Origin of the sequence: Trichococcus sp. K1Tr, assembly GCF_028309625.1 — a bacterium.
Taxonomy (GTDB): Bacteria; Bacillota; Bacilli; order Lactobacillales; family Aerococcaceae; genus Trichococcus.
Map to the genome: position 1 here is coordinate 124,296 of NZ_JAQMHR010000005.1, position 21,178 is coordinate 145,473.

17 protein-coding genes and 1 pseudogene are annotated in these 21,178 nt (G+C 43.9%); 17 read left to right on the forward strand and 1 reads right to left on the reverse strand.

Annotation, left to right across the window (positions count from 1 at the left end; all coding sequences use genetic code 11):
- Window positions 1-9: 9 nt before the first annotated feature.
- The gene (locus tag PH235_RS09900; protein ID WP_272162173.1) at window positions 10-363 is read left to right on the forward strand and encodes a Spx/MgsR family RNA polymerase-binding regulatory protein; all 354 of its coding nucleotides are present in this window, start codon (window positions 10-12) and stop codon (window positions 361-363) included.
- 18 nt (window positions 364-381) lie between these two features.
- Entirely contained in the window at window positions 382-738 is a 357-nt protein-coding gene (locus PH235_RS09905; protein WP_272162174.1) for a glycine cleavage system protein H, read from the forward strand.
- A 268-nt stretch (window positions 739-1,006) separates the two neighbouring features.
- Here PH235_RS09905 and PH235_RS09910 read toward each other — a convergent pair whose 3' ends face one another.
- Complete coding sequence (locus PH235_RS09910; protein WP_272162175.1) at window positions 1,007-1,732, reverse strand: gamma-glutamyl-gamma-aminobutyrate hydrolase family protein; 726 nt, start codon at window positions 1,730-1,732, stop codon at window positions 1,007-1,009.
- A 255-nt stretch (window positions 1,733-1,987) separates the two neighbouring features.
- On the opposite strand from PH235_RS09910, the gene sufC reads away from it, so the two are divergent.
- The 15 genes and pseudogenes from sufC to PH235_RS09985 all read left to right on the forward strand — a co-directional run bounded on the left by sufC (window position 1,988) and on the right by PH235_RS09985 (window position 21,096).
- Window positions 1,988-2,761, forward strand: a complete 774-nt coding sequence (gene sufC / locus PH235_RS09915; RefSeq protein ID WP_086629058.1) for a Fe-S cluster assembly ATPase SufC — start codon at window positions 1,988-1,990, stop codon at window positions 2,759-2,761.
- 11 nt (window positions 2,762-2,772) lie between these two features.
- Window positions 2,773-4,065, forward strand: a complete 1,293-nt coding sequence (sufD, locus tag PH235_RS09920) for a Fe-S cluster assembly protein SufD (RefSeq protein ID WP_272162176.1) — start codon at window positions 2,773-2,775, stop codon at window positions 4,063-4,065.
- Window positions 4,062-5,297, forward strand: coding sequence for a cysteine desulfurase (locus PH235_RS09925; protein WP_272162177.1), 1,236 nt, complete (start codon window positions 4,062-4,064; stop codon window positions 5,295-5,297). The genes sufD and PH235_RS09925 overlap by 4 nt, the downstream gene beginning before the upstream one ends.
- On the forward strand, window positions 5,284-5,769 hold the full coding sequence (gene sufU / locus PH235_RS09930) for a Fe-S cluster assembly sulfur transfer protein SufU (protein ID WP_272162178.1): 486 nt from the start codon (window positions 5,284-5,286) through the stop codon (window positions 5,767-5,769). The genes PH235_RS09925 and sufU overlap by 14 nt, the downstream gene beginning before the upstream one ends.
- The gene (sufB, locus tag PH235_RS09935; protein WP_272162179.1) at window positions 5,766-7,160 is read left to right on the forward strand and encodes a Fe-S cluster assembly protein SufB; all 1,395 of its coding nucleotides are present in this window, start codon (window positions 5,766-5,768) and stop codon (window positions 7,158-7,160) included. The genes sufU and sufB overlap by 4 nt, the downstream gene beginning before the upstream one ends.
- Window positions 7,161-7,464: 304 nt before the next feature.
- Window positions 7,465-8,245 (forward strand): annotated as a pseudogene (locus tag PH235_RS14590) (transposase); the annotation flags it as partial.
- Between the two features lie 236 nt (window positions 8,246-8,481).
- Window positions 8,482-13,236 carry an ATP-binding protein gene (locus PH235_RS09945; protein ID WP_272162181.1) on the forward strand — a complete coding sequence of 1,585 codons (4,755 nt, stop codon included), beginning with the start codon at window positions 8,482-8,484 and terminating at the stop codon, window positions 13,234-13,236.
- Between the two features lie 584 nt (window positions 13,237-13,820).
- A complete protein-coding gene (locus tag PH235_RS09950; protein WP_272162182.1) occupies window positions 13,821-14,594 on the forward strand; it encodes an amino acid ABC transporter permease in 774 nt (257 codons plus the stop codon).
- A gap of 13 nt (window positions 14,595-14,607) precedes the next feature.
- Window positions 14,608-15,426, forward strand: coding sequence for a transporter substrate-binding domain-containing protein (locus PH235_RS09955; protein WP_272162183.1), 819 nt, complete (start codon window positions 14,608-14,610; stop codon window positions 15,424-15,426).
- Between the two features lie 15 nt (window positions 15,427-15,441).
- Window positions 15,442-16,152, forward strand: coding sequence for an amino acid ABC transporter permease (locus tag PH235_RS09960; protein WP_272162184.1), 711 nt, complete (start codon window positions 15,442-15,444; stop codon window positions 16,150-16,152).
- Complete coding sequence (locus tag PH235_RS09965) at window positions 16,149-16,895, forward strand: amino acid ABC transporter ATP-binding protein (protein WP_272162185.1); 747 nt, start codon at window positions 16,149-16,151, stop codon at window positions 16,893-16,895. The genes PH235_RS09960 and PH235_RS09965 overlap by 4 nt, the downstream gene beginning before the upstream one ends.
- Before the next feature lie 13 nt (window positions 16,896-16,908).
- Complete coding sequence (locus PH235_RS09970; RefSeq protein ID WP_272162186.1) at window positions 16,909-18,129, forward strand: aminotransferase-like domain-containing protein; 1,221 nt, start codon at window positions 16,909-16,911, stop codon at window positions 18,127-18,129.
- An 11-nt stretch (window positions 18,130-18,140) separates the two neighbouring features.
- Window positions 18,141-19,112 carry an NAD(P)-dependent oxidoreductase gene (locus PH235_RS09975; protein ID WP_272162187.1) on the forward strand — a complete coding sequence of 324 codons (972 nt, stop codon included), beginning with the start codon at window positions 18,141-18,143 and terminating at the stop codon, window positions 19,110-19,112.
- Window positions 19,113-19,137: 25 nt separating this feature from the next.
- Window positions 19,138-19,890 (forward strand): amino acid ABC transporter ATP-binding protein, encoded by a 753-nt coding sequence (locus PH235_RS09980; RefSeq protein WP_272162188.1) that lies wholly within the window; start codon window positions 19,138-19,140, stop codon window positions 19,888-19,890.
- A gap of 12 nt (window positions 19,891-19,902) precedes the next feature.
- On the forward strand, window positions 19,903-21,096 hold the full coding sequence (locus PH235_RS09985; protein WP_272162189.1) for an MFS transporter: 1,194 nt from the start codon (window positions 19,903-19,905) through the stop codon (window positions 21,094-21,096).
- The last annotated feature ends 82 nt before the right edge of the window (window positions 21,097-21,178 follow it).

The following is a 21,178-nucleotide window of genomic DNA, read 5'->3' on the forward strand; positions in this document are numbered from 1 at the left end:
AGGAATTGCATGATCACCATCTACCAACATCCCCAATGCTCGACCTGCAAAAAGACGCGCGCTTGGTTCGACGAAGAGGGCATCGCCTACGAATTGAAGGACATCCGCGAAGAGCGTCCGGACCGGGAAAGCATCCGCCAAGCGATCGCATCAGGCAATCTGACGCTGCGTCGCATCTTCAACACGAGCGGCAACCTGTACAAAGAAATGCAGCTGAAGGACAAACTTGACGGCATGGACCTGGAGGAAGCGCTGGACCTGCTCGAAGCGGACGGCATGTTGATCCGCCGGCCATTCGTTACGGACGGCAAACAGATTACGGTCGGCCACGACGAAGAGAAATTAACCACTACCTGGAAATAAGCGAAGGAGGAAAACAATATGACTGAAAATACAGTGAAATACAGCGAGAACGGCTTCTGGATCAAGAAGGAAGCGGACAAGTACATCATCGGCCTTTCCGAAAAAGGCCATGACGATCTGGGCGAAGTCAGCTTCATCGACCTGCCGGAAACGGGAGCGATCAAAACGACCGACACTCTGATCGGCGTGGAAGCCGCCAAAGCGATGACCGACTTGGCATCGCCATTGGCTGGCACGATCACGGCAGTCAACGAAGCATTGGAAAATAATCCGGAGAACCTGAACAGCACCGATGCAACAGTGAACTGGATCGTCGAACTGACGGACGTATCCGCTGAAGCTTTCGAGGCTTTGCAGAACGAATCAGGACTGTAAAAGAATGTGAAAAGATAAAAAGGCAAGCAGCCAGACATTGAGTCTGAGTGCTTGCCTTTTATTGTTGTTTTGTTCCGGCGAAGGCCGGGTTGGCCGGAGGAGCCGGCCGCGGATTGTGCTGTCCTCCTGCGAGAGAATCTTGGCCGGAGGACAGCTCGATTACACTGTGCGTTCCTCCTGTGAGGGTTTCCTCACCGGAGGACACGAAACTTTTCCGTCATCAACTCCGACCGACGCCCACTCACCGGAGTTGGCGACCTCTAAATGCCTAGCGCGCAGACCGCGCCACCAGATCCTCAAAGAACAGTCGCATGTTTATGGCTTCCGGTATCATCGTCTCCGGGTGCCATTGGATGGCGACGATGCTTTGTTCCGGATTGGTCGCTTCGACGGCTTCAACAAGGCCGTCAGGGCTGTATCCGACCGGCTGCAAACCTTTGGCGACGACTTTCAACGCTTGGTGGTGGAAGGAATTCACCGACAGCTTTTCGCCGACGAGTCCGTGGAGGTGGCTACCTTCCATCACGATGACGGAGTGGGTCGCATATTTGAAGTCGGTCTTTTGTTGATGCTGGATGCGCATTTCCGGATATTCATGCGCAAGGTCCTGGTAAAGGCTGCCGCCCATCTGAACGTTCAAAATCTGCAGGCCACGGCAGACGGCCAGAATCGGTTTCTTCTGCTTCAAAGCTTCCTCCACAAGGGCCATTTCGAAATCGTCGCGCAATGGGAAGGTCGCGCCGATGTGCAGGCTCGGTTCTTCGCCGTAAAAGTTCGGGGAAACATCCTGTCCGCCCGTCAACAACAGCCCGTCGATTTTGGCGACGTAGTCGGCTGCTGTTTCGGGGGCGCCGATCGGAATGATCAACGGATTGCCTCCAGCGGCCTGGACCCCTTTCACGAATCCGATGGGTGTGTAGGCGACGGAAATCCCTGAGAAAGCAGGGACAGCTTCCAGTAATTGGTTGCCGGTTATGCCGATCAATGGTCTCATATATGTTGTCTTCCTTTCGTTCTTGACTGATTTTTACCATTTTACATCATAATCGGGAATATGGGAAAGAATCGGTCTTATAAGTGGACAAAACTGGCCGATAGTTTATAATGATTATAAATTGAAAAAAATTATCGTTGATTAATGGGGTTTTCATAATGATTCCATTGCGAAAGGTTTTCAATTGGGTTAAAATAGTCGTAGTGTTAATTATGAAGGTTCGATTAAAATATATAGATTGTGAGGAGTTAATTTATGTCTACTTTAGAAATAATAGATCTGCATGTCTCCATTGAGGATAAACAAATTTTGAAGGGTGTCAACCTGGTGATGAACACCGGTGAAATCCATGCCATCATGGGGCCGAACGGAACGGGTAAATCGACTTTGTCACAAGCAATCATGGGTCATCCGAGCTACACGATCACACAAGGCCAAGTTCTGTTGGACGGCCAAGATGTGACGGAAATGGAAGTCGACGAACGCGCACGCGCAGGCCTGTTCCTGGCGATGCAATATCCGAGTGAAATCGCCGGCATCACAAACGCTGAATTCATGCGCGCAGCCATCAATGCCCGCCGCCCGGAAGACGACAAAATTTCGGTCATGAATTTCATCAAAAAATTGGACGAAAAAATGGAAATCCTGAACATGCCGGAAGAAATGGCTGAACGCTATTTGAACGAAGGCTTCTCAGGCGGAGAAAAGAAACGCAACGAAATCCTGCAGTTGATGATGATCGAACCGAAATTCGCCATCCTTGACGAAATCGACTCCGGTTTGGATATCGATGCTTTGAAAGTCGTTTCCAAAGGCGTGAACCTGATGGCCGGTCCTGACTTCGGCGTCCTGATCATCACCCACTACCAACGTCTCTTGAATTATGTACACCCTACATTCGTCCATGTTATGATGGACGGCCGCATCGTGAAATCCGGCGACGCCAGCTTGGCGAAACGTCTGGAAGCGGAAGGCTACCGCGGCATCCGCGACGAATTAGGTCTAGATATCCATTTGGATGAAGAATAGGAGGACGTCACATGCTGAACGAAGAAAAAACGTCCTTGTTGGATGCGGTTCGCCTGTTTTCCATTGAAAAGGAAGAACCGGAATGGATGCGCACGAAGCGTTTGGAATGGCTGGAAAAATACGAAGAGCAAGCTTTCCCATTGATGGAACGCATCAGCTACCACCGTTGGCCGCTCCTTGACACAACCATCTCTGCCGGTGCATACGGCGAGGAATTGGTCAACAGCCAAGGTCTCCAATACGACTTGGGCGACACACCGAAAATCGTACAATACGGAAATGTGACGCTGATGGAGCAATTGCCACAGCATTTGATCGATCAAGGCGTCATTTTCACCGACTTATATACAGCCGCTCAGGATTATCCTGAATTGGTCCAAGAATACTACATGACGACAGCAGTGAAGCCGGAAGAAGACCGTTTCACCGCTTTCCACACAGCCTTCATGAACAGCGGCGTCTTCCTTTACGTGCCGAAGAACGTCGTCATCGAAGAACCGTTGGAAGCTCTGTTCATCCAGAATTCCCACGTGAAGGAAAGCTTCGTCAAACACGTGCTTCTGGTCGCTGACGTGAACAGCTCCGTCAAATACGTGGAGCGCTACGAAACCGAAGGCAACGAAAAGAACAGCGCCAACATCATCGTTGAAGTCATCACGAAAACGGGCGCGCAAGTCAAATTCTCTGCAGTCGACACCATGGGCGAAAGCACATCCGTCTACATCAACCGCCGCGGCCATCTGTTGAAGGATTCTTCCATCGAGTGGGCGATCGGCGTCATGAATGACGGCAATGTCATCTCCGATTTCGATTCCGATCTGATCGGCGACGGTTCCCACAGCGAAATAAAAGTCGTTGCTGTTTCCACAGGCAGACAAGTGCAGGGCATCGATACCCGCGTCACGAACTACGGCAAGCACTCGATCGGCCATATCCTGCAGCACGGGGTCATCATGGACCGTTCTACTTTGACCTTCAACGGCATCGGCCACATCATCAAAGGCGCGAAGGGCGCCGACGCGCAGCAAGAAAGCCGCGTTCTGATGCTGTCCGATAACGCCAGAGGGGATGCGAACCCGATCCTGTTGATCGACGAGAACGACGTCACAGCCGGCCATGCCGCCAGCGTCGGACGCGTCGATCCGGAAGAGATGTTCTATCTCCTTTCCCGCGGTATCCCTAAGGCAGAAGCCGAACGTCTGGTCATACGCGGATTCCTGGGTACGGTCATCGCGGCCATCCCGGTCAAAGAAATCCGTGACGGTTTGGTTGAGATGATCGAAAGGAAGTTGATGAAGCTTTGATCGATGCAAAAAAAATCAAACAAGACTTCCCGATCCTTTTCCAGACCGTGAACGACGAGCCGCTGATCTATCTGGACAACGCGGCCACTTCACAGAAACCGAAACAGGTGCTGGAAGCCATCCAACATTACTATGAGCAGGACAACGCCAATATCCACCGCGGCGTGCATACTTTGGCGGAACGCGCGACTTCAGCCTATGAAGCCGCCCGCGAAAAGTTGCGCCGCTTCATCAATGCCGCTTCTGAGAAGGAAGTCCTCTTCACCCGTGGCACGACAACCGGCCTGAACTGGGTTGCTGTCGGGTTCGGCGATCTGATCGTCGAAGAGGGCGATGAAATCTACATCACGCCGATGGAACACCACTCCAACGTGGTTCCTTGGCAACAGTTGGCGAAACGCAAGAAGGCCAAATTGGTCTACCTGCCGTTGACTGCGGACGGCTTCGTTGATGTCGAAAAATCGGCCGAAGTCATCACTGCAAAAGGCAAAATCCTGTCGGTCTGCCATTCCTCAAACGTGTTGGGAATCACCAACCCGATCAAGGAACTGGCCGCATTGATCCACCAGCACAACGGCTACATCGTCGTGGACGGCGCCCAATCGACGCCGCACATGAAGGTCGATGTGCAGGCATTGGATGCCGACTTCTACGCATTCAGCGGCCACAAGATGCTCGGTCCTACCGGATCCGGTGTGCTTTACGGTAAGGAAGCCTTGCTTGAAAAAATGGAGCCAGTCGAATTCGGCGGCGAAATGATCGATTTCGTCTACGATCAGGAAAGCACTTGGAGTGTTCTGCCTTGGAAATTCGAAGCGGGCACACCGAACATCGCCGGCGGAATCGGCCTTGGCGCTGCCGTTGACTATCTGGAAGCGATCGGCATGGATGCCATTGAAGCCTATGAGAAGGAAATGGTTCGCTACGTGCTGCCGAAACTGCAGGCGATCGAAGGCATCACTGTCTACGGTCCTGCCGATCCGGAAAAGCACACGGGCGTCATCACTTTCAATCTGGAAGGGATCCATCCGCATGACTTGGCTACGGCTTTCGACATGGAAGGCATCGCTGTCCGCGCCGGCCACCACTGCGCGCAGCCGTTGATGCGTTATTTGGACGTATCTTCGACAGCCAGGGCGAGTTTCTATTTCTACAACACATTCGAAGAGGCCGATCAATTCATCGCCTCCTTGCATAAAATAAAGGAGTTTTTCAAAGATGGCTTTATCTAAACTAGAAAACCTATACCGCCATGTCATTCTTGACCACTCCAGTCATCCGCACAATTACGGCACCATGGAAAACGCCGACGAACAGATCGAACTGAACAACCCGACCTGCGGCGACGTCATCACGTTGCAGTTGGCGATGGATGGCGGCATCATCAAGCAGGCCAAATTTTCAGGCCACGGCTGCAGCATCAGCACAGCCAGCGCCAGCATGATGACGGACGTGGTCATCGGCAAAACGAAGGCAGAAGCATTGGCCTTGGCGGAAGAATTTTTCCTGCTGGTGCAGGACAAAATTGAGCCGAATGAAGAACACCTCGGCGAAGCGATCGTCTTGAACGGCGTCGCAAAATTCCCGGCCCGCATCAAATGCGCCACTTTGGCTTGGAAGGCTTTGGAAAGAGCGATTCTCCAAGACAAAAAAGAAAAAGGGGAAGAACAAGCGGAATCCCCGCATGGAGGAGAGATTATATGAGCGAAGTACCAGTAGTTGACGATTATAAATTTGGCTTTCATGACGACGCAAAAATCCTCTATTCGACCGGAAAAGGACTGACTGAAGAAATCGTCAGGGAAATATCCCATTCAAAGGATGAACCGCAATGGATGTTGGATTTCCGTCTGAAATCATTGGAAGCATACAGAAAAGCAGGGTTACCGAATTGGGGACCGGATCTATCCACTCTGAAATTCGATGATATCACCTATTTCCAGAAGGCCACTGATAAAGTCGCCCGGACTTGGGATGATGTGCCTGACGAAATCAAGGAAACCTTCGAAAAAATCGGGATACCTGAAGCCGAGCGCGCATATCTGGCCGGCGTAACGGTCCAGTACGAGTCGGAAGCCGTCTACCATAACATGAAGGACGAGTTCGAGAAATTGGGCATCATCTTTACCGATACGGATACAGCCCTGAAGGAATATCCGGAAATTTTCAAGGAACACTTTGCCACTGTTGTACCACCGACAGATAACTTCCAAGCGGCCTTGAATTCGGCCGTTTGGTCCGGTGGCACGTTCATCTATGTGCCCAAAGGCGTCCAATGCGATGTGCCGTTGCAGACTTACTTCCGTATCAACAACGAAGGCTCCGGCCAATTCGAACGCACGTTGATCGTCGTCGACGAAGGCGCCAGCGTCCACTATGTTGAAGGTTGTACCGCACCGACCTATTCGGCCGACAGCCTGCATGCCGCAGTCGTTGAAATCATCGTGAAGAAGGATGCTTACTGCCGCTACACGACCATCCAAAACTGGTCAGCCAATGTCTACAACTTGGTGACGAAACGTGCAGTAGCCCTGGAAAATGCGACAATGGAATGGATCGACGGCAACTTGGGTGCCAAAGTGACCATGAAATACCCAAGTATCTTCCTGAACGGACGTGGTGCCAAAGGAACGATGCTTTCCGTAGCTTTCGCCGGCAAAGGACAACTGCAGGATACCGGCGCGAAAATGATCCACAACGCACCGTACACGTCCAGCTCGATCGTCTCCAAGTCAATCGCCAAAGACGGCGGGGCAGTGAACTACCGCGGACAAGTGAAGTTCGGCAAGAAATCGGAAGGATCGATCTCGCATATCGAATGCGATACGATCATCATGGATGACATCTCCACTTCCGACACGATTCCGTTCAACGAAATCCACAACGGCAGAGTCTCCCTGGAGCACGAAGCGAAAGTTTCGAAAATCTCCGAAGAGCAACTTTACTACCTGATGAGCCGTGGCCTCAGCGAATCCCAAGCGACCGAAATGATCGTCATGGGCTTCGTGGAGCCATTCACCAAAGAACTTCCGATGGAGTATGCAGTCGAGTTGAACAGACTTATTGCGTATGAGATGGAAGGGTCAGTGGGATAATGAAAAAATAGAAGCTAGGAACGTCGTTAATTCGATGTTCCTAGCTTTTTTTGATGTTGGAAAATAACAGTAGAACCAATACTAGTACCAATATGACCTGAATAATTGATACAATTTCAAACAGCTATTACTAGCATTGCTGCAATAGCATTTTTCACTTTTTCGATAAATACCCCTTGGGTATACAAAAAGAACCCCAATCTGATATGGTTAAGTCACCACAACACAACCATAGAAAGGGGTTCTCTCAATGGCTGCATTACATGAAAAAAGATGGAATTCAACTATAAAATGACGGTTTCAAATGACAGTTTCAAATACGGGTGGAAATCTATCCACTGACTTTGAACGGATTCTTCTCAAAGAATTTATGGATTTCTTTAATTTTTTCGACCTATCAAAACAATGCCTCGAAATAGAGGACAAACGACTCTATCATACCCATGATAATTTTTCTTTGATGGAACAGCTAATTTATCAAAACATCGCCGGCTATTCGACCGACTCCTCCGCAAACCTAATGAAGCAAGACCCTATTTTCAAGATGGTTTTGGATAAATCCGGTCTTGCCTCACAGGATTCACTTTCCCGATTTCGGGATTGCAAAAGCGAAGAAAATATTTCTCAGCTGTAAGGGCTTAACCAAGCCATGATCGATAAGGTGCGGTTGGCAAGAAATACGACTGAAATAATCTTTGACTTGTGTGCAATACATTCAGATACGTATGGAAAACAAGAGAAAACTAATTACAATGCTCATGATCAAACCAATGGGTAACATCCGTTAGTCGCGTTCGATGGTCTGACGGGAGATTTCTCAAAAGCAGAACTTCGTTCTGGCAATGTCTACACGTCTACTGGCAATAGCATTATTGTAGAGCCTCTTTTGAGCATTACAACCAAGGGGTTCCTGTCGGCAATATTCTCGTCCGTGGAGAAAGCGGGTTGCTACTCCGGACCTTTACGATCTCTGTGATGCTTATGACTGTTCCTTTGTGATCCGTTTAAAAGCAAACCACAACCTTTTGAAACCGGCGGAAGGCTTTATTCAGATTGATGACAGCCATCTTTGGGATAAATCTGAAGCATAACAAAAAGTACTGATTTCCGAATAATTTATAGCAATGGATCATTATTGTACAGGTATGAATTATTCAGGTAATAAATTCTATGTGATTAAATATTTTTTGCGCTGAATATTAAATACATATGGAATATAATAGGATTAACAAACAGCTTTTGTATCCTTTTAAGGATATTTGAAGAGTTTTTTGACCAGAAAATAGTAATTCCTTTTCAAATTATTTAGGAGGTGAACGGAATGTATCATAATGTTGAAGTAGATTGGAAATCTTTTGAATATATATTTTCAGGTCGTACACAGTATACATTTGAATATTTAGCGTATATTTTATTTTGTCATGAATTCAATCAAGAAACTGGAATGTTTAGATACTTTAATCAGGCGGGTATAGAAACTGAACCTATTGAATTTGATAATCAGGTTATTGGATTTCAAGCAAAATATTATGATGCTTCTACAAAGATATCAGATCGGGTTTCTGAGTTCCAAAATATGGTAGATAAAGCAACACAAAAAAATTTCGCATTAACTAAAATTATTGTGTATGTAAATAAGGAACTATCAGAAAGTAGCAATAAAGAAAGGAAAATCCCAAAGTATCAGGCAGATATTGAAAATTATGCAAAAGTAAGAAATGTACGTATAGAATGGAGAGTACCAAGCCATATAGAACGTATGCTTTTTTTACCTGAAATTCCTGAATATATCAGGGATTTCTTTTTCAACCCCCAAAAAGGAATCAGACAGTTTATTGAACAAAATAGGTCACATTCGGAGACGCTAGTTGAAACAATAGATAATTTAATTGAATACGAATGTCAAGAATTAAAAACTGAGTACACAGATTCTATTTTCTCAGAATTTTTAGGTTCTGACCAAAAACACTTGCTGATATATGGAGATTCTGGTACTGGAAAATCTGGGTTCATTAAATCATTTTACACTGAAAATTACAGTGATATTCCAATCTTTGTATATAAAGCAACTGATTTTGGTTTTAATACACTTTCTGAGTTCAGTAGGCAGTTTGGAGATTGTAGCTTAGATGATTTTTTTAGTGCATTTGATGATAGCAAAAATAAAATAATTATAATAGATTCAGCTGAAAAAATATTTAGTATGCCAAAAGAAGTGTTAGGTTTATTTTTGAATAAGGCAGTGAAACATAACTGGAAAATAGTTCATACAATTAGACTTTCCTACAAAGGTAATTATATTAGTTATGTTTTAAAAGATAATGATTGCTCAGAAAAACAATTAGAATTAATCTCAATTCAAAAAATGCAAGATTTCCTAGAACTTTGTGATATCCCCTGTCCGACAAATGAAAAAATGCAAGATTTGATACGTAATCTATTCTATTTGGACTTATATATACGTACCTATCATAAAAACAATGATTCTTTTAAGACTAGAAATCTATTTTTTGAGCACATTTGGGATACTAGGATTAAAGGAATCCCTCACGATACTGAATTCAATTCAATTGCTCGTGAGAAGACGATTTTCAACATGTTTAAAGGGATTTTAGAGACCACCTCTTCTTATTATTTCAGTGAGGTTTCTCAAGAGAGAGAAATGCTACAAAATTTAAAAGAGGATGGAGTTGTTGACTACGATGATGTGTACAAGGGATATTATTTTGCGCATGACATTTACGAAGAACTAGTTGCTCGATATTTAATCACGTCCGTGTATGAAATTTCAGGAAATGAGATAGAATTTCATAGTTCACTCCATATTAGTATGATCATGCGTAAGCATTATAGATTGTGGCTTTATGACAGATTGTATGAAGCTGAGGATAATGATTTCGCTGAGTTTATTGTCAAATCAATTACTAATAAAACTATTAACAAGATATGGAAAGATGAAATTTTAATTACCTTAATGGAATTTGAAACGGATAATCGAGCGCTCAGTCTGTTAGAAGAGCTGTTTAATGAAGATGGTGAATTACTTATGCGCTCCATTTTTTTACTGAAAACTGCATGTAAAATGATAGATTATAATTCTGCTTCTTCAATTCTAACTCAAGAAGAAATAGATTCTAGAGTTAATCTATTATATCGATATACAAAGCCATCAGGTGCTGGTTGGGAGTATTTGATTAAATATGTATATATGCATTTAACAGAAATAAACTGGAATGAAGGTTTGGTACCATTGGTTTATGAAGTGGTTTCAAGTTGGATAAAAAATGTTAAGCATGGGGCAACAACAAAGTATGCGGGGATTATTGCATTGTATCTGTACGGATTGTTTGAAGATTCTAAATTTAAATATCGAATAGATAGAGACTTAAAAGAAAAAATAAGTGTAACTATTCTAGAAGCTTCAGTAGAACTAAAAGAGAAGCTACTACAAATTTTTAATTCTATGCTTGAAGAAAATTATTTAAATCATCGCCACAAGTATAATGATTTAGTTGAAGTTCTTTTGGGGAATTGTGTTAATAGCTATATACCTTGCCAAGTTATGCCTGACACGGTTATAAAGCTTTGTGAAGTATTTTGGAAGAGGAATCAGACTGAGGAATCAAATGATCCATTTAGTCCAAGATTTTATGATAGAGATAGTATTGAAAGTGATTTTGGATTAAAGAATAGTACAAATCATGACTACTATCCAACAAGTGCTTTGTGGACTCCTACCTTTATGTTGCTCCAACATGTTCCCAATAAAGGTATTCCTTTTGTTTTAAAGTTTATAAATGAAATTACAGGAAATTTTGAAGCTTCTGAAAGAAATCAAGAGTATATGGAAACTTATCAAGTTATTTTGAAACTGCAGGATGGCACAGAAGTTACTCAGATATGTAGCCATCGTTTGTGGATGTCGCATAGAGGGGTATCGGCAGGACCTAATTTATTAGATTGCATTCTAATGGCGTTAGAAAAGTGGCTTTTACATACTATTTCTTCTGTAGATGATGATGAGGCTAATATGTTATGTGAACATTTTTTACGCAATTCAAAGTCTATTGCAATAACCTCTGTAATAAATAGTGTAGTGCTGTCTTTCCCTGACAAGTTATTTCCTACTGCTTGCAGCTTAATATCTTTAGGAGAGCATATTTTTTCTTTAGATAACGGGCGGTTAGCAAGTGAAGATATGGCAAATATGACTAGAGGCATATTAGGAACTAGTTATCAGTACGATCAAGAACGGTTTAAATCAAATGCCCTGCCTTTTAGAGAAAAAAGCTTAGAAAAAGTAATAGTTGATTATCAGATATCATCTGGGATTCGTGAAGAAAAACAATTCATAGAAAGAACTGAAATACTTTATAGTTGTCTTGATTTATTAAGTGAGAGTATAGATACTAAAAATACAACTTTGCGTTATGCGTTAAATCGAATAGATTTAAGACGTTTTAAGATTAGTAATACACCAGAAAAAATTATAGATGGAAAAAAATACATTGTTTTAGAAGCTGATGAGGATGAGGACTTAAGAGTATTGCGAGAAAAAAACGAAAAAGAAACAAATCTGAAATATGAATTTTTAAGAGTTTCTTTATGGGCTAGAGATAAATTTAAAGAAATATCATCTACAGAAAAATACGAAGAATATGAGACGCAGCCAGCAAAAGCAATTAATGAAATGAAAATGATACTAGATAATATAAATAAAGGATATGTATATGATAATATAATAGAGAGTGCTCCTGTTTATATATCTGCAGTGCTACTAAGATTTTTTGAAAAACAACTTTCAATTGGTGAAAAAGAGTATTGTGTAAAAATATTGGAAGAAAAATTAAGTTTGTTGAACACCACAAATCAGATAGATAACATCTCCAATGGTACTATTGCTATTGTTGATAGTTTGCCATATTTGATTAGGAACGCTAATGATTTGGAGGAAAAATTTAATTACAGTATTTCATTTTCAATTGCATTATTATTAGATAATTCTAGAGAAAAGGACTTTTATAAGATATTTTCTAGTAAGATGTGGAGCGAGAATCCAGTTGAAGCAAAGCTAATTTTTGAGATATTTGTATTGCTTAAAAAGGAATTCAATGATTGGATTAAATCAGAAGGGGTTAGTACAAAGTCAATTGAAAAATTTATCAAAAAAAAGAAGATGTATCTTCGGAAAATTTTTAAAGGGACAGTAAAAATAGATGAGAGTGAGTATTCATCATTAAATTATAATGAACTAATGGAGACAATGATGCTACTTGATACTCTTAGCGAGTCAAATTGGACTGTTTTAAAGAAATTAGGCCCTCCAATATGGAAAGTGATATTTGAAGATGGTTATAGAGGAGATACTCAGCGATATAGGAATTATGATGTAGAAGCTCAATATATTTTTTGGTTAGCAAAACACACATACCATACAACTGAGAAAATAAGGAAAGATTTAATTGAAACATTAGAATCTTGTATGGCTATTTCTAGAGATTTTGAAAGTTACCTGTCTCATATAATAAGCGAACATGATAGATCAAAAGATAATCGCATTTTTTGGCAAATATGGAATAGTTTGTATGAGCCCATAGTCAGACTTGTCAACCCATATAAGGAATTAGTGATTAAAAATGAAAATTCTTATGATTTTGATGGCGTAATTTCTACCTATTGTTTTGCCTGGAACTTTTGGGGAAATAAACAAAAAGAATGGGCTGGATTTAAGATACAGCACCTAAGTTTCTTTGATAAAGTAGTAAAAGATTTAGGTTTTTTACCAGTAACTTTAGAGGCAATAGCGAGGTTTGCTAATAGTATTGGTTATTCATTCACTAAAGAAGGCGTGACATGGATATCAACTCTGATTTCAGAAAATGGTTATTTAGTTCATTCACAACTACACTCTAATACTGTATATTATTTAGAAGAAATGGTGCTTAGATTTTCTAAAGAGTATGCAAATGATGTCAGAAAAAATACGACTTTTAGAGAAAACTTATTGACGATATTGAATTTTTTAGTTTCTCGAGGGTCAACAATAGGATTTCTTACCAGAGAAGAACTCTTCTAAGTGTTTGATGTTATAGAGTCAGGTTTTAATTGATTTTTATATTATTACCTATGACATTGGGTTTAATAACCTGATGCAAAATAAAATTACACTAATAAAGAACCGCAACCGTTGATATATTGACGTTTGCGGTTCTTTTGCGTGTTACAGATGATGGCGGTTGATCACCGGAGACCTCGAAAATGGCACCACCTCCGGCCAAGGACCCTCAGGCCGGAGGTCAACACCGAAAATGATCCTTCATCTCCGATGAGGAACGCGCCACCGGAGGAGAGGGGTCAATGTGGGATCTGATCTCCGGCGAGGACCCGGCAACCGGAGAAGAGCAAAAAACAGATTTCGCTCCTCCGGTTGCCCTGCGATCCAAGCAATCCCCTCCCTCTTTCCCCACAAAATAAAATAACCATGGTTACGCTTCATTTTTTATTTTCATAATCAAAAGCACGATATTTACGAATTAAGTTATAGAAAAGCCCTAGCATATTGTGGAAGAAGCGGGTAGTAAGGTATTCTATTGGAAATTCAAGAAGTTCAGAAAGTTCTGACAGTAATGAATTTAACGAAATGTGAGAGGAGGGAATAAAATGTCAAGTTTCTTTAGTTGGGATCTAGTGTGGGAGTTTTTCCCTAAAATTCTCAGTGCGTTGCCCGTGACATTGTTGATTGTAGGCATTGCGACTCTTGTAGGCTTGGTGTTAGGAAGTTTTATTGCGTTCGTACGGGTGGAAAAAATACCGATATTGAATCAGATAGCCGCAGTATTTGTTTCCTTTATTCGTGGGACGCCGATTCTAGTCCAGTTATACATCGTTTATTACGGTGTGCCCAGCCTCTTACAGGCGATCCAAATTGATGTGTCATCATGGGACAAAATTATTTTCATCTACATCACGTATGGATTGAATACCGCAGCGTTTCAATCCGAAACCATTCGAGCCGCAATCTTGAGTGTTCCTATCACGCAGAAAGAAGCAAGCATCGCATGTGGATTGACGAAGTCGCAAATGTACCTGCGTGTCATTCTTCCTCAAGTTGTTCTCGTGGCATTACCATCATTTGGTACCACTACCGTCGCATTGCTGCAGGATACATCGTTGGCATTTACGATCGGGATTGTGGATGTGGTCGGGAAAGCGCGGGCCATTGGTGCTGTGACCTTCCACACGTTGGAAGGCTACGTAGGCGCGGCTGTTCTGTTTATTGCATTGAGCATTATTCTTGAACGAGTTTTTGCCTTGTTGGAGAAACGGATGAATTTCACAGAAGCAAAAAAATCTTCATTCCAACTGCCGAGATTACTACTTATTAAAAATAAAAAGGTTCAAATCAAAAAGGTTCAAAAAATCGAGATAAATTGAAGGAGGAATTATTATGAAAAAGTCAACATTGGGTTTCGGAGCAAGTTTATTGGTAGCAGGGGTTGTATTGGCTGGGTGCAGCAGCGGTTCTGCTGATACTGAGAGTGCAGCAGACAGCGGAGCGACAGAGATTAAAGTAGGTACAGGGAATGAAGCTCTGCCGTATGCTTATTTGGATGAAAATGGCGAATACGATGGCTATGATGTCGCTGTAGTAAAAGCCATTGATGAAAAACTGACGGATTACACGTTCACTTTTGAAGGAGCGGACTTTCCCACAACATTATCAAATTTAGAGAGCAATAAGGTTGACATGGCGGCTTATGAATATGAAGTAAATGCAGAGCGCCAAGAGAAATTTGTATACGGGGATGTTGGTTACGTTGTATGGGATACGTATATTGTCTCAGATCCGGATGCAGGAACGGTTTATGAATCCTTTGACGATCTTGCCGGGAAAAAAGTTTACGCCACTACTGCGACGAATCAGGCAGCAATGGCTGAAACGTATTTAGAAGAAAATCCGGGCGCTTTTGAACTAGTTTATGGCGAATACAACAACGAACAGATTGTTCAAGCTATTACTTCAGGAGCAGTGGACGCAAGTTTAGCGCCAAAATATCAAGTTGATAACTGGAATAATTCCTTTGATGAAAACTTAGCAATCGGCAGTGCACCAGTCCATAATTCGGATGCTTACTTGCTATTCAATAAAGAAACCGATCAAACCTTTATCGATGCCGTGAACACAGCATTAGAGGAATTAAAAGCGGATGGAACCATTAAAGAACTTTCCGAAGAATACTTAGATGGTGATTACGTGCCAGAATAAGAAAGGATGAGGGCCATGAGTTTCAAATTTGAGGTGATGATCCAATCATTGAAAGTAGCAAGCCAATACATTGGCACAACATTATTCATGGCCATCACATCGATAGTCATCGGCGTTATTTTAGGGTTAGGGATAGCGCTGATCCGGCTCTATCGCATCAAAGGACTGAGCCAGTTTTTCCAAGTGGTGGTCACATTGTTGAAAGGTATTCCGATGGTACTGATCATTCTCGCTCTGTACTTGATCGCTTCCAAACAGTTTGATGTTTGGTCGGAATCCATGAATTGGTCGCTTCGGTTCAGAGATTTCAACATGGTATGGATCGCCATCTCCGCATTGACGCTATTGGCCACAATCAACAGCAGTGAGATTTTTCGCGGGGCATTTGCAGCTATCAAAAAAGGGCAGTTCGATGCAGCCAAATCGATGGGCATGACCAACATGCAAACGATTCGCCGGGTACTCTTGCCGCAAGCAATCCCTATCTCATTACCGATGTTCAGTAATTTATTGATCAGCTTGGTTAAGGCTTCTTCCTTAGCCTCGATGGTCAGTGTCGTCGATGTATTTGCAGCTGCGAAGATCACAGCCCAGCAAAACTACCGGTTCCTGGAAGCCTATGTGGCGGTTGCGGTCATCTATTGGGGAATCAGCCTGGTGATCGAAAAAGGTGCGCAAATCCTTGAACAGCGCATGACCCGTAAATTGAGGAGGGCGATTTTATGATGGAAGTACGCAATATCCACAAGCGCTTCGGCAAGCAGGAAGTCCTCAAAGGCATCGATATGGATGTCGCCAAAGGGGAAGTTGTCACCCTTCTGGGGCCAAGCGGTTCCGGCAAAACAACTTTTCTCCGCTGTCTGAATTTTCTGGAACGGGCAGATGAAGGCAGCATTCTGTTGGGAGAGACCGAAACGATCGTAAACAAAGCCAATCCGAAAGAGATTTTGGCGCACCAACGCCAAACCGCGATGGTCTTTCAAAATTATGCGTTGTTCCATAACAAGACAGCGCGCGAAAATATCGTGATGCCGCTTTTGCTGACGAAAAAAAGGACAAAGCAGGAAGCGTATGAAGTTGCGGATGCTTTGTTGGAACAAGTGGGCCTGACCGAACGCAAAGATTTTTATCCCAGCCAATTATCCGGCGGCCAGCAGCAACGGATCGGAATTGCGCGGGCGTTGGCGCTGAATCCCAAAGTGATTTTGTTCGATGAACCGACCTCAGCATTGGATCCGGAATTAGTCGGACAAACACTGACGCTCCTGCGGGACATCGCAGAAACCGGCGCAACGATGGTGCTGGTGACACATGAGATGAAATTCGCATATGAAGTTTCAGACAAAATCATCTTTATGGAGAATGGCCAAATTGTTGAACAAGGAACACCAAAAGCAGTGTTTGAACAAACAAAAGAAGAACGGACCAAAGCCTTTTTGGCCCGTTTCACAACTCAAATGGCTAAATAGGGGAGGAAAAAAGATGGCATATCGTTTCGCAAATCGTATCAAGGAATTGAAAACATCTCCTTTAAGGGAAAATGCAAGTAAGAACATGGAACTCAAAGATGTGATCTCATTTGCATACGGATTTCCGCCGGTTGAGGCTTTTCCGATGGAGACTCTGAAAATAATTTCCCAAAAATTATACACAGAAGTCGATCCGGAAACGTTTTTGCAATATGGTGCGTCAGAAGGCTATCCCTTGCTGCGTAAGCTGGTAAAAGAAAGGCTCGCGGCAACCGCCAATCTTCAGAATGAGGAACAGGTGTTGATTACATCGGGTTCCACCCAAGCGATGGATATCGCCGTGAAGGTCCTTTGTGATGAGGGAGACGTCGTGCTCTGCGAAGAACAAACCTTTTCAGGGGCGGTAAATGCGATCAAAGGCTACGGAGCCATTCCCGTACCGATCCCGATGAATGTCTCAGAAGAATCCGTCGATTTGGATGCACTGGAAGAGCTGTTGCGTTTCGACCAACGCATCAAGTTCATCTACCTCATTCCCACGTTCCAAAATCCATTGGGGACATCGATTCCTCTGGAAAAACGCCAAGCGATTTACAGTTTGGCCCAAAAATATGATGTGCTGATTTTCGAAGATGACCCTTACGGGGATCTCTTGTACTACGGTGAGCCGATCATGAAGCTGAAGGAGATGGATACGGACGGGCGCGTCATGTATGCGGGTTCGTTCTCCAAAATTTTAGCACCCAGCGCACGCTTAGGCTTCATTATGGCGCCAGATGAAATCATGGAAAAACTGGCTTTAGCCAAGCAAGTATCTGATTCCCATACCAATTTTTATTGGCAAGTGATGCTGGCGGAATTCATGCAGAATCATCAGTTTGAAGAACATGTCTCGGAGTTGAAACTGTATTATAAGGGGAAATTTGAAGCGATGATTGCCGGTCTTGAAGCGCTGCCTGAAGACAAAATTCAGTTCATCAAACCGACTGGCGGCTATTTTATCTGCTGCAAAATGGCGGATGAATTGGATCCGGAAACATTCTATACGGCATTGGACGAAGCCAAGGTCGCCGTTATCCCTGGAAATGTGATGAGCGTGGCGCAAGAAGGGTATGAACGTTATTTCCGCTTGAATTTCACCAAACCTACACTTTCGGAAATCGTGGCCGGGGTAAAAGTAATCGGTGAAGCTTTGAAACAAGCGACACCTGCATCATCCAAACAAGTGATTTAAGGAGGATATTTATGAGATTGATTTATTATGGGGTCAGTGCTGACGAAGAAAAATTCATCAAGCGGTGGAGTTTCAGCAACAAGATACCCGTGACCATCATCAACGAAGGCATATCCAGCGAAAATGTCCATTTCGCCGGCCCACACGACGGGGTCTGCCTGTATCCAAGTCCGGAAATGCGCCAAAGCGAGCTGCTCTACCGCAAATTGAGGGAACAAGGCATCCACCAATTGTCGGTCAAGTCGACCGGGGTGGATGGGATCAACTTCGAATGGGCCCAGAAATACGGATTGACCGTGACGAACGTTCCTTCCTACAGTCCCACTTCAGTCGGTCATTTTGCGATCATGTCGATTTTGATGGTCCTGCGGAATATCCCGACCGTCCTGCAAACTAATTCATCCCGTAAAACAACGATCGGCAGAGAACTGCAGGATGTGACGGTCGGCATCTTAGGAACTGGTCGGATCGGTTGTGTGGTCGCAGAAGGGATCCATGCTTTGGGCGGTCGCGTGATCGCCTCGAGTTCAAAAGAAAATCCGCGCTTGAAAGGGAAAGTCAGCTATGTTTCTTTTGAAGAACTCTTGGAAGAATCGGATGTTCTGTCCATACACATCCCCTTATCTGAAAATTCGACTTATCTATTTTCAGAGGAAACTTTTGCGAAAATGAAACCCGGTAGCTGTCTTGTGAATACAGCGCGCGGAAAAATTGTCGATACCGAAGCGCTGATCGAAGCTTTGGCAACCGGGAAACTGGCTGGTGCAGCATTGGATGCGTTGGAAGACGAGGAAAAATATTTTTCCGTCGGTTGGGAAAAGAACCCCTATTATTCCCGCTTGATGGCCTTCCCGAATGTGATGATCACACCCCATATTGCCTACCATACAGAATTGGCCGTGCAAGAAATTGTTGAGACCTCGTTAAACAATGCGCGGGATATCATAATAGCAGGAAGTTCGCGCAACACGATCTCACTTTGAGAACAAAAAGAAGGAGGAGATGAAGATGATCCAGGCGCAAATAAGTGGACTGAAAAAAAGTTTCGGTAAGAACGAGATATTGAAAAACGTAGGTTTGACCATCAATAAAGGCGAAGTTGTCTGCATTATCGGCCCGAGCGGCTCTGGCAAAACCACCTTCTTGCGTTGTTTGAATCTCTTGGAACGGCCGGATGCAGGCATGTATGAACTCGGCGACCTTCGCTATGACCTCAGTCGTATCGGTTCGCACCAGAGCCGTGAAATTGCCAGGAAAACAGCGATGGTTTTTCAATCTTATGAATTATTCAGTCATATGACGGTTCTGCAAAATGTGATGGAAGGATTGGTTACACCCCGAAAAGTTCCCAAAAAGCTGGCAGAACAAATTGCCACCTCCGTCCTTGAAAAAGTGGGCATGGCGGACAAAGCAGGGATGTACCCGATTCAACTATCCGGTGGGCAACAGCAAAGGGTCGGCATTGCCCGTGCGATGGCGCTGTCTCCAGAACTTCTGTTATTCGATGAACCCACATCAGCCCTTGATCCAGAACTTGTCGGGGATGTGCTGCATGTGATGCGAAAATTGGCCGACACGGGTCAAACGATGATCATCGTCACCCATGAGATGCAATTCGCACAAGAGGTGGCGGACAAAGTTGTTTTCATGGCGGATGGGGTAGTCGTTGAAGCCGGAACACCTGCAGAAGTCTTTGATAACCCTAAACAAGAACGGACAAAACAATTTTTGATGCAAGTCCGTTTCAAAACAGCAGTCTGAGAGGGATGACATGTGGAATATACGGAAGTAAAAAGCAAGCTTTGGACCAAAGATTTCCTCTTGGTGAACTGCATCACGTTTTTGGCAATGACGGCAATCACGACCCAAATGGGAACGTTGCCCCTCTACGTTACTGCACTGGGTGGGTCTAAAGCGGTTGCCGGAAGTATCGTAGGGATTTTAGGCATTTCGGCTTTGTTTTTCCGCTTGCCGATTGGAATCTTATTGGATCGATACGGTCGCAGGCTGTTGCTCACTATCGGGTTAGGGATTCTATTTCTCGATTTTGCCTTATTGAATGTGCTGCAAACGCTCTTGATGCTGTTTTGTTTACGTTTGATCCAAGGCATCGGCAACAGCATCCAAGCGACAAGCGCAGCGACGATGGCGGCGGATTTTATCCCAAAGGAACAGTTATCTGTCGGCTTAGGCTACTTCAGCATCGCCCAGGCGGTCCCTGGCGCAATCGGACCCTTGCTGGGGTTGTCGGTGGTGGAAGCATACGGATTTGAGGCGTTGTTTCGAGTGGCGCTTTTGCTGACAAGTATCGCTTTTGTTTTAAGCTTTTTTTTAAGTACGGAGTCGCCAAGAACGCTTTTTTTCGGAGAAAAGCCAAAGACGAAGGGTGGAGCGACGGAAGCGTTGTCCGTCATGAAGAATCGGGGTGTGACGTTTCCGAGCCTGATCATGTTTTTGATTTGCTTTGCGAATTCCGGTGTCATTGCATTTATCGCGCAGTTTGCGATCGAAAAGAAAATAAGCGGAGCTGGTTATTATTTTACCGTGATGACGGTTGTCACGGTTCTCATTCGTTTTCTCTTCCCACAAATGTTGAAGCGCATCAATCAGACGTTTTTGATTTGCGGCAGTATCCTGAGTATCAGTGCAGCGTTTGGCATGCTTGCTTATGCCGATGATCTTGTTCATCTTCTTTTAGCGGCGGTCCTATACGGAATTGGTTTTGCCAGTTTGCTGCCGGTCATGAATACGATTGTTTTGCAAAGTATTTCCGATCATGAACGCGGACGCGCGATAGCGATTTTCTCGGCTGCTCTGGACGTAGCGTACGGGGGTGGTGCAATGCTTTGGGGCATCATCGCCAGTGTGTATGGCTTTCAAGTCATGTACCTCTTTTGTGGAGGGTTTGGATTAGCAGCTCTGTTTGTTTACCTTCTGTTTGATGGCAAGAAGAAGCAAATGTCATAAAGCATGACACATCTTGTGAGCCCAGCCTTGCAACTCTTATCCTTTCTTACTAAAATTAAGAATATGATGAGAGAATGGAGGG

Excerpts from the sequence above, each read along its gene's own strand:
- PH235_RS09900 (WP_272162173.1), top strand. The coding sequence starts at position 10 with ATGATCACCATCTACCAACATCCCCAATGCTCGACCTGCAAAAAGACG.
- PH235_RS09955 (WP_272162183.1), top strand. The coding sequence starts at position 14,608 with ATGAAAAAGTCAACATTGGGTTTCGGAGCAAGTTTATTGGTAGCAGGG.
- PH235_RS09975 (WP_272162187.1), top strand. The coding sequence starts at position 18,141 with ATGAGATTGATTTATTATGGGGTCAGTGCTGACGAAGAAAAATTCATC.
- sufD (WP_272162176.1), top strand. The coding sequence starts at position 2,773 with ATGCTGAACGAAGAAAAAACGTCCTTGTTGGATGCGGTTCGCCTGTTT.
- PH235_RS09970 (WP_272162186.1), top strand. The coding sequence starts at position 16,909 with ATGGCATATCGTTTCGCAAATCGTATCAAGGAATTGAAAACATCTCCT.
- PH235_RS09960 (WP_272162184.1), top strand. The coding sequence starts at position 15,442 with ATGAGTTTCAAATTTGAGGTGATGATCCAATCATTGAAAGTAGCAAGC.
- sufC (WP_086629058.1), top strand. The coding sequence starts at position 1,988 with ATGTCTACTTTAGAAATAATAGATCTGCATGTCTCCATTGAGGATAAA.
- PH235_RS09905 (WP_272162174.1), top strand. The coding sequence starts at position 382 with ATGACTGAAAATACAGTGAAATACAGCGAGAACGGCTTCTGGATCAAG.
- PH235_RS09980 (WP_272162188.1), top strand. The coding sequence starts at position 19,138 with ATGATCCAGGCGCAAATAAGTGGACTGAAAAAAAGTTTCGGTAAGAAC.
- sufU (WP_272162178.1), top strand. The coding sequence starts at position 5,284 with ATGGCTTTATCTAAACTAGAAAACCTATACCGCCATGTCATTCTTGAC.
- PH235_RS09910 (WP_272162175.1), bottom strand. The coding sequence starts at position 1,732 with ATGAGACCATTGATCGGCATAACCGGCAACCAATTACTGGAAGCTGTC.
- PH235_RS09965 (WP_272162185.1), top strand. The coding sequence starts at position 16,149 with ATGATGGAAGTACGCAATATCCACAAGCGCTTCGGCAAGCAGGAAGTC.
- PH235_RS09945 (WP_272162181.1), top strand. The coding sequence starts at position 8,482 with ATGTATCATAATGTTGAAGTAGATTGGAAATCTTTTGAATATATATTT.
- sufB (WP_272162179.1), top strand. The coding sequence starts at position 5,766 with ATGAGCGAAGTACCAGTAGTTGACGATTATAAATTTGGCTTTCATGAC.
- PH235_RS09950 (WP_272162182.1), top strand. The coding sequence starts at position 13,821 with ATGTCAAGTTTCTTTAGTTGGGATCTAGTGTGGGAGTTTTTCCCTAAA.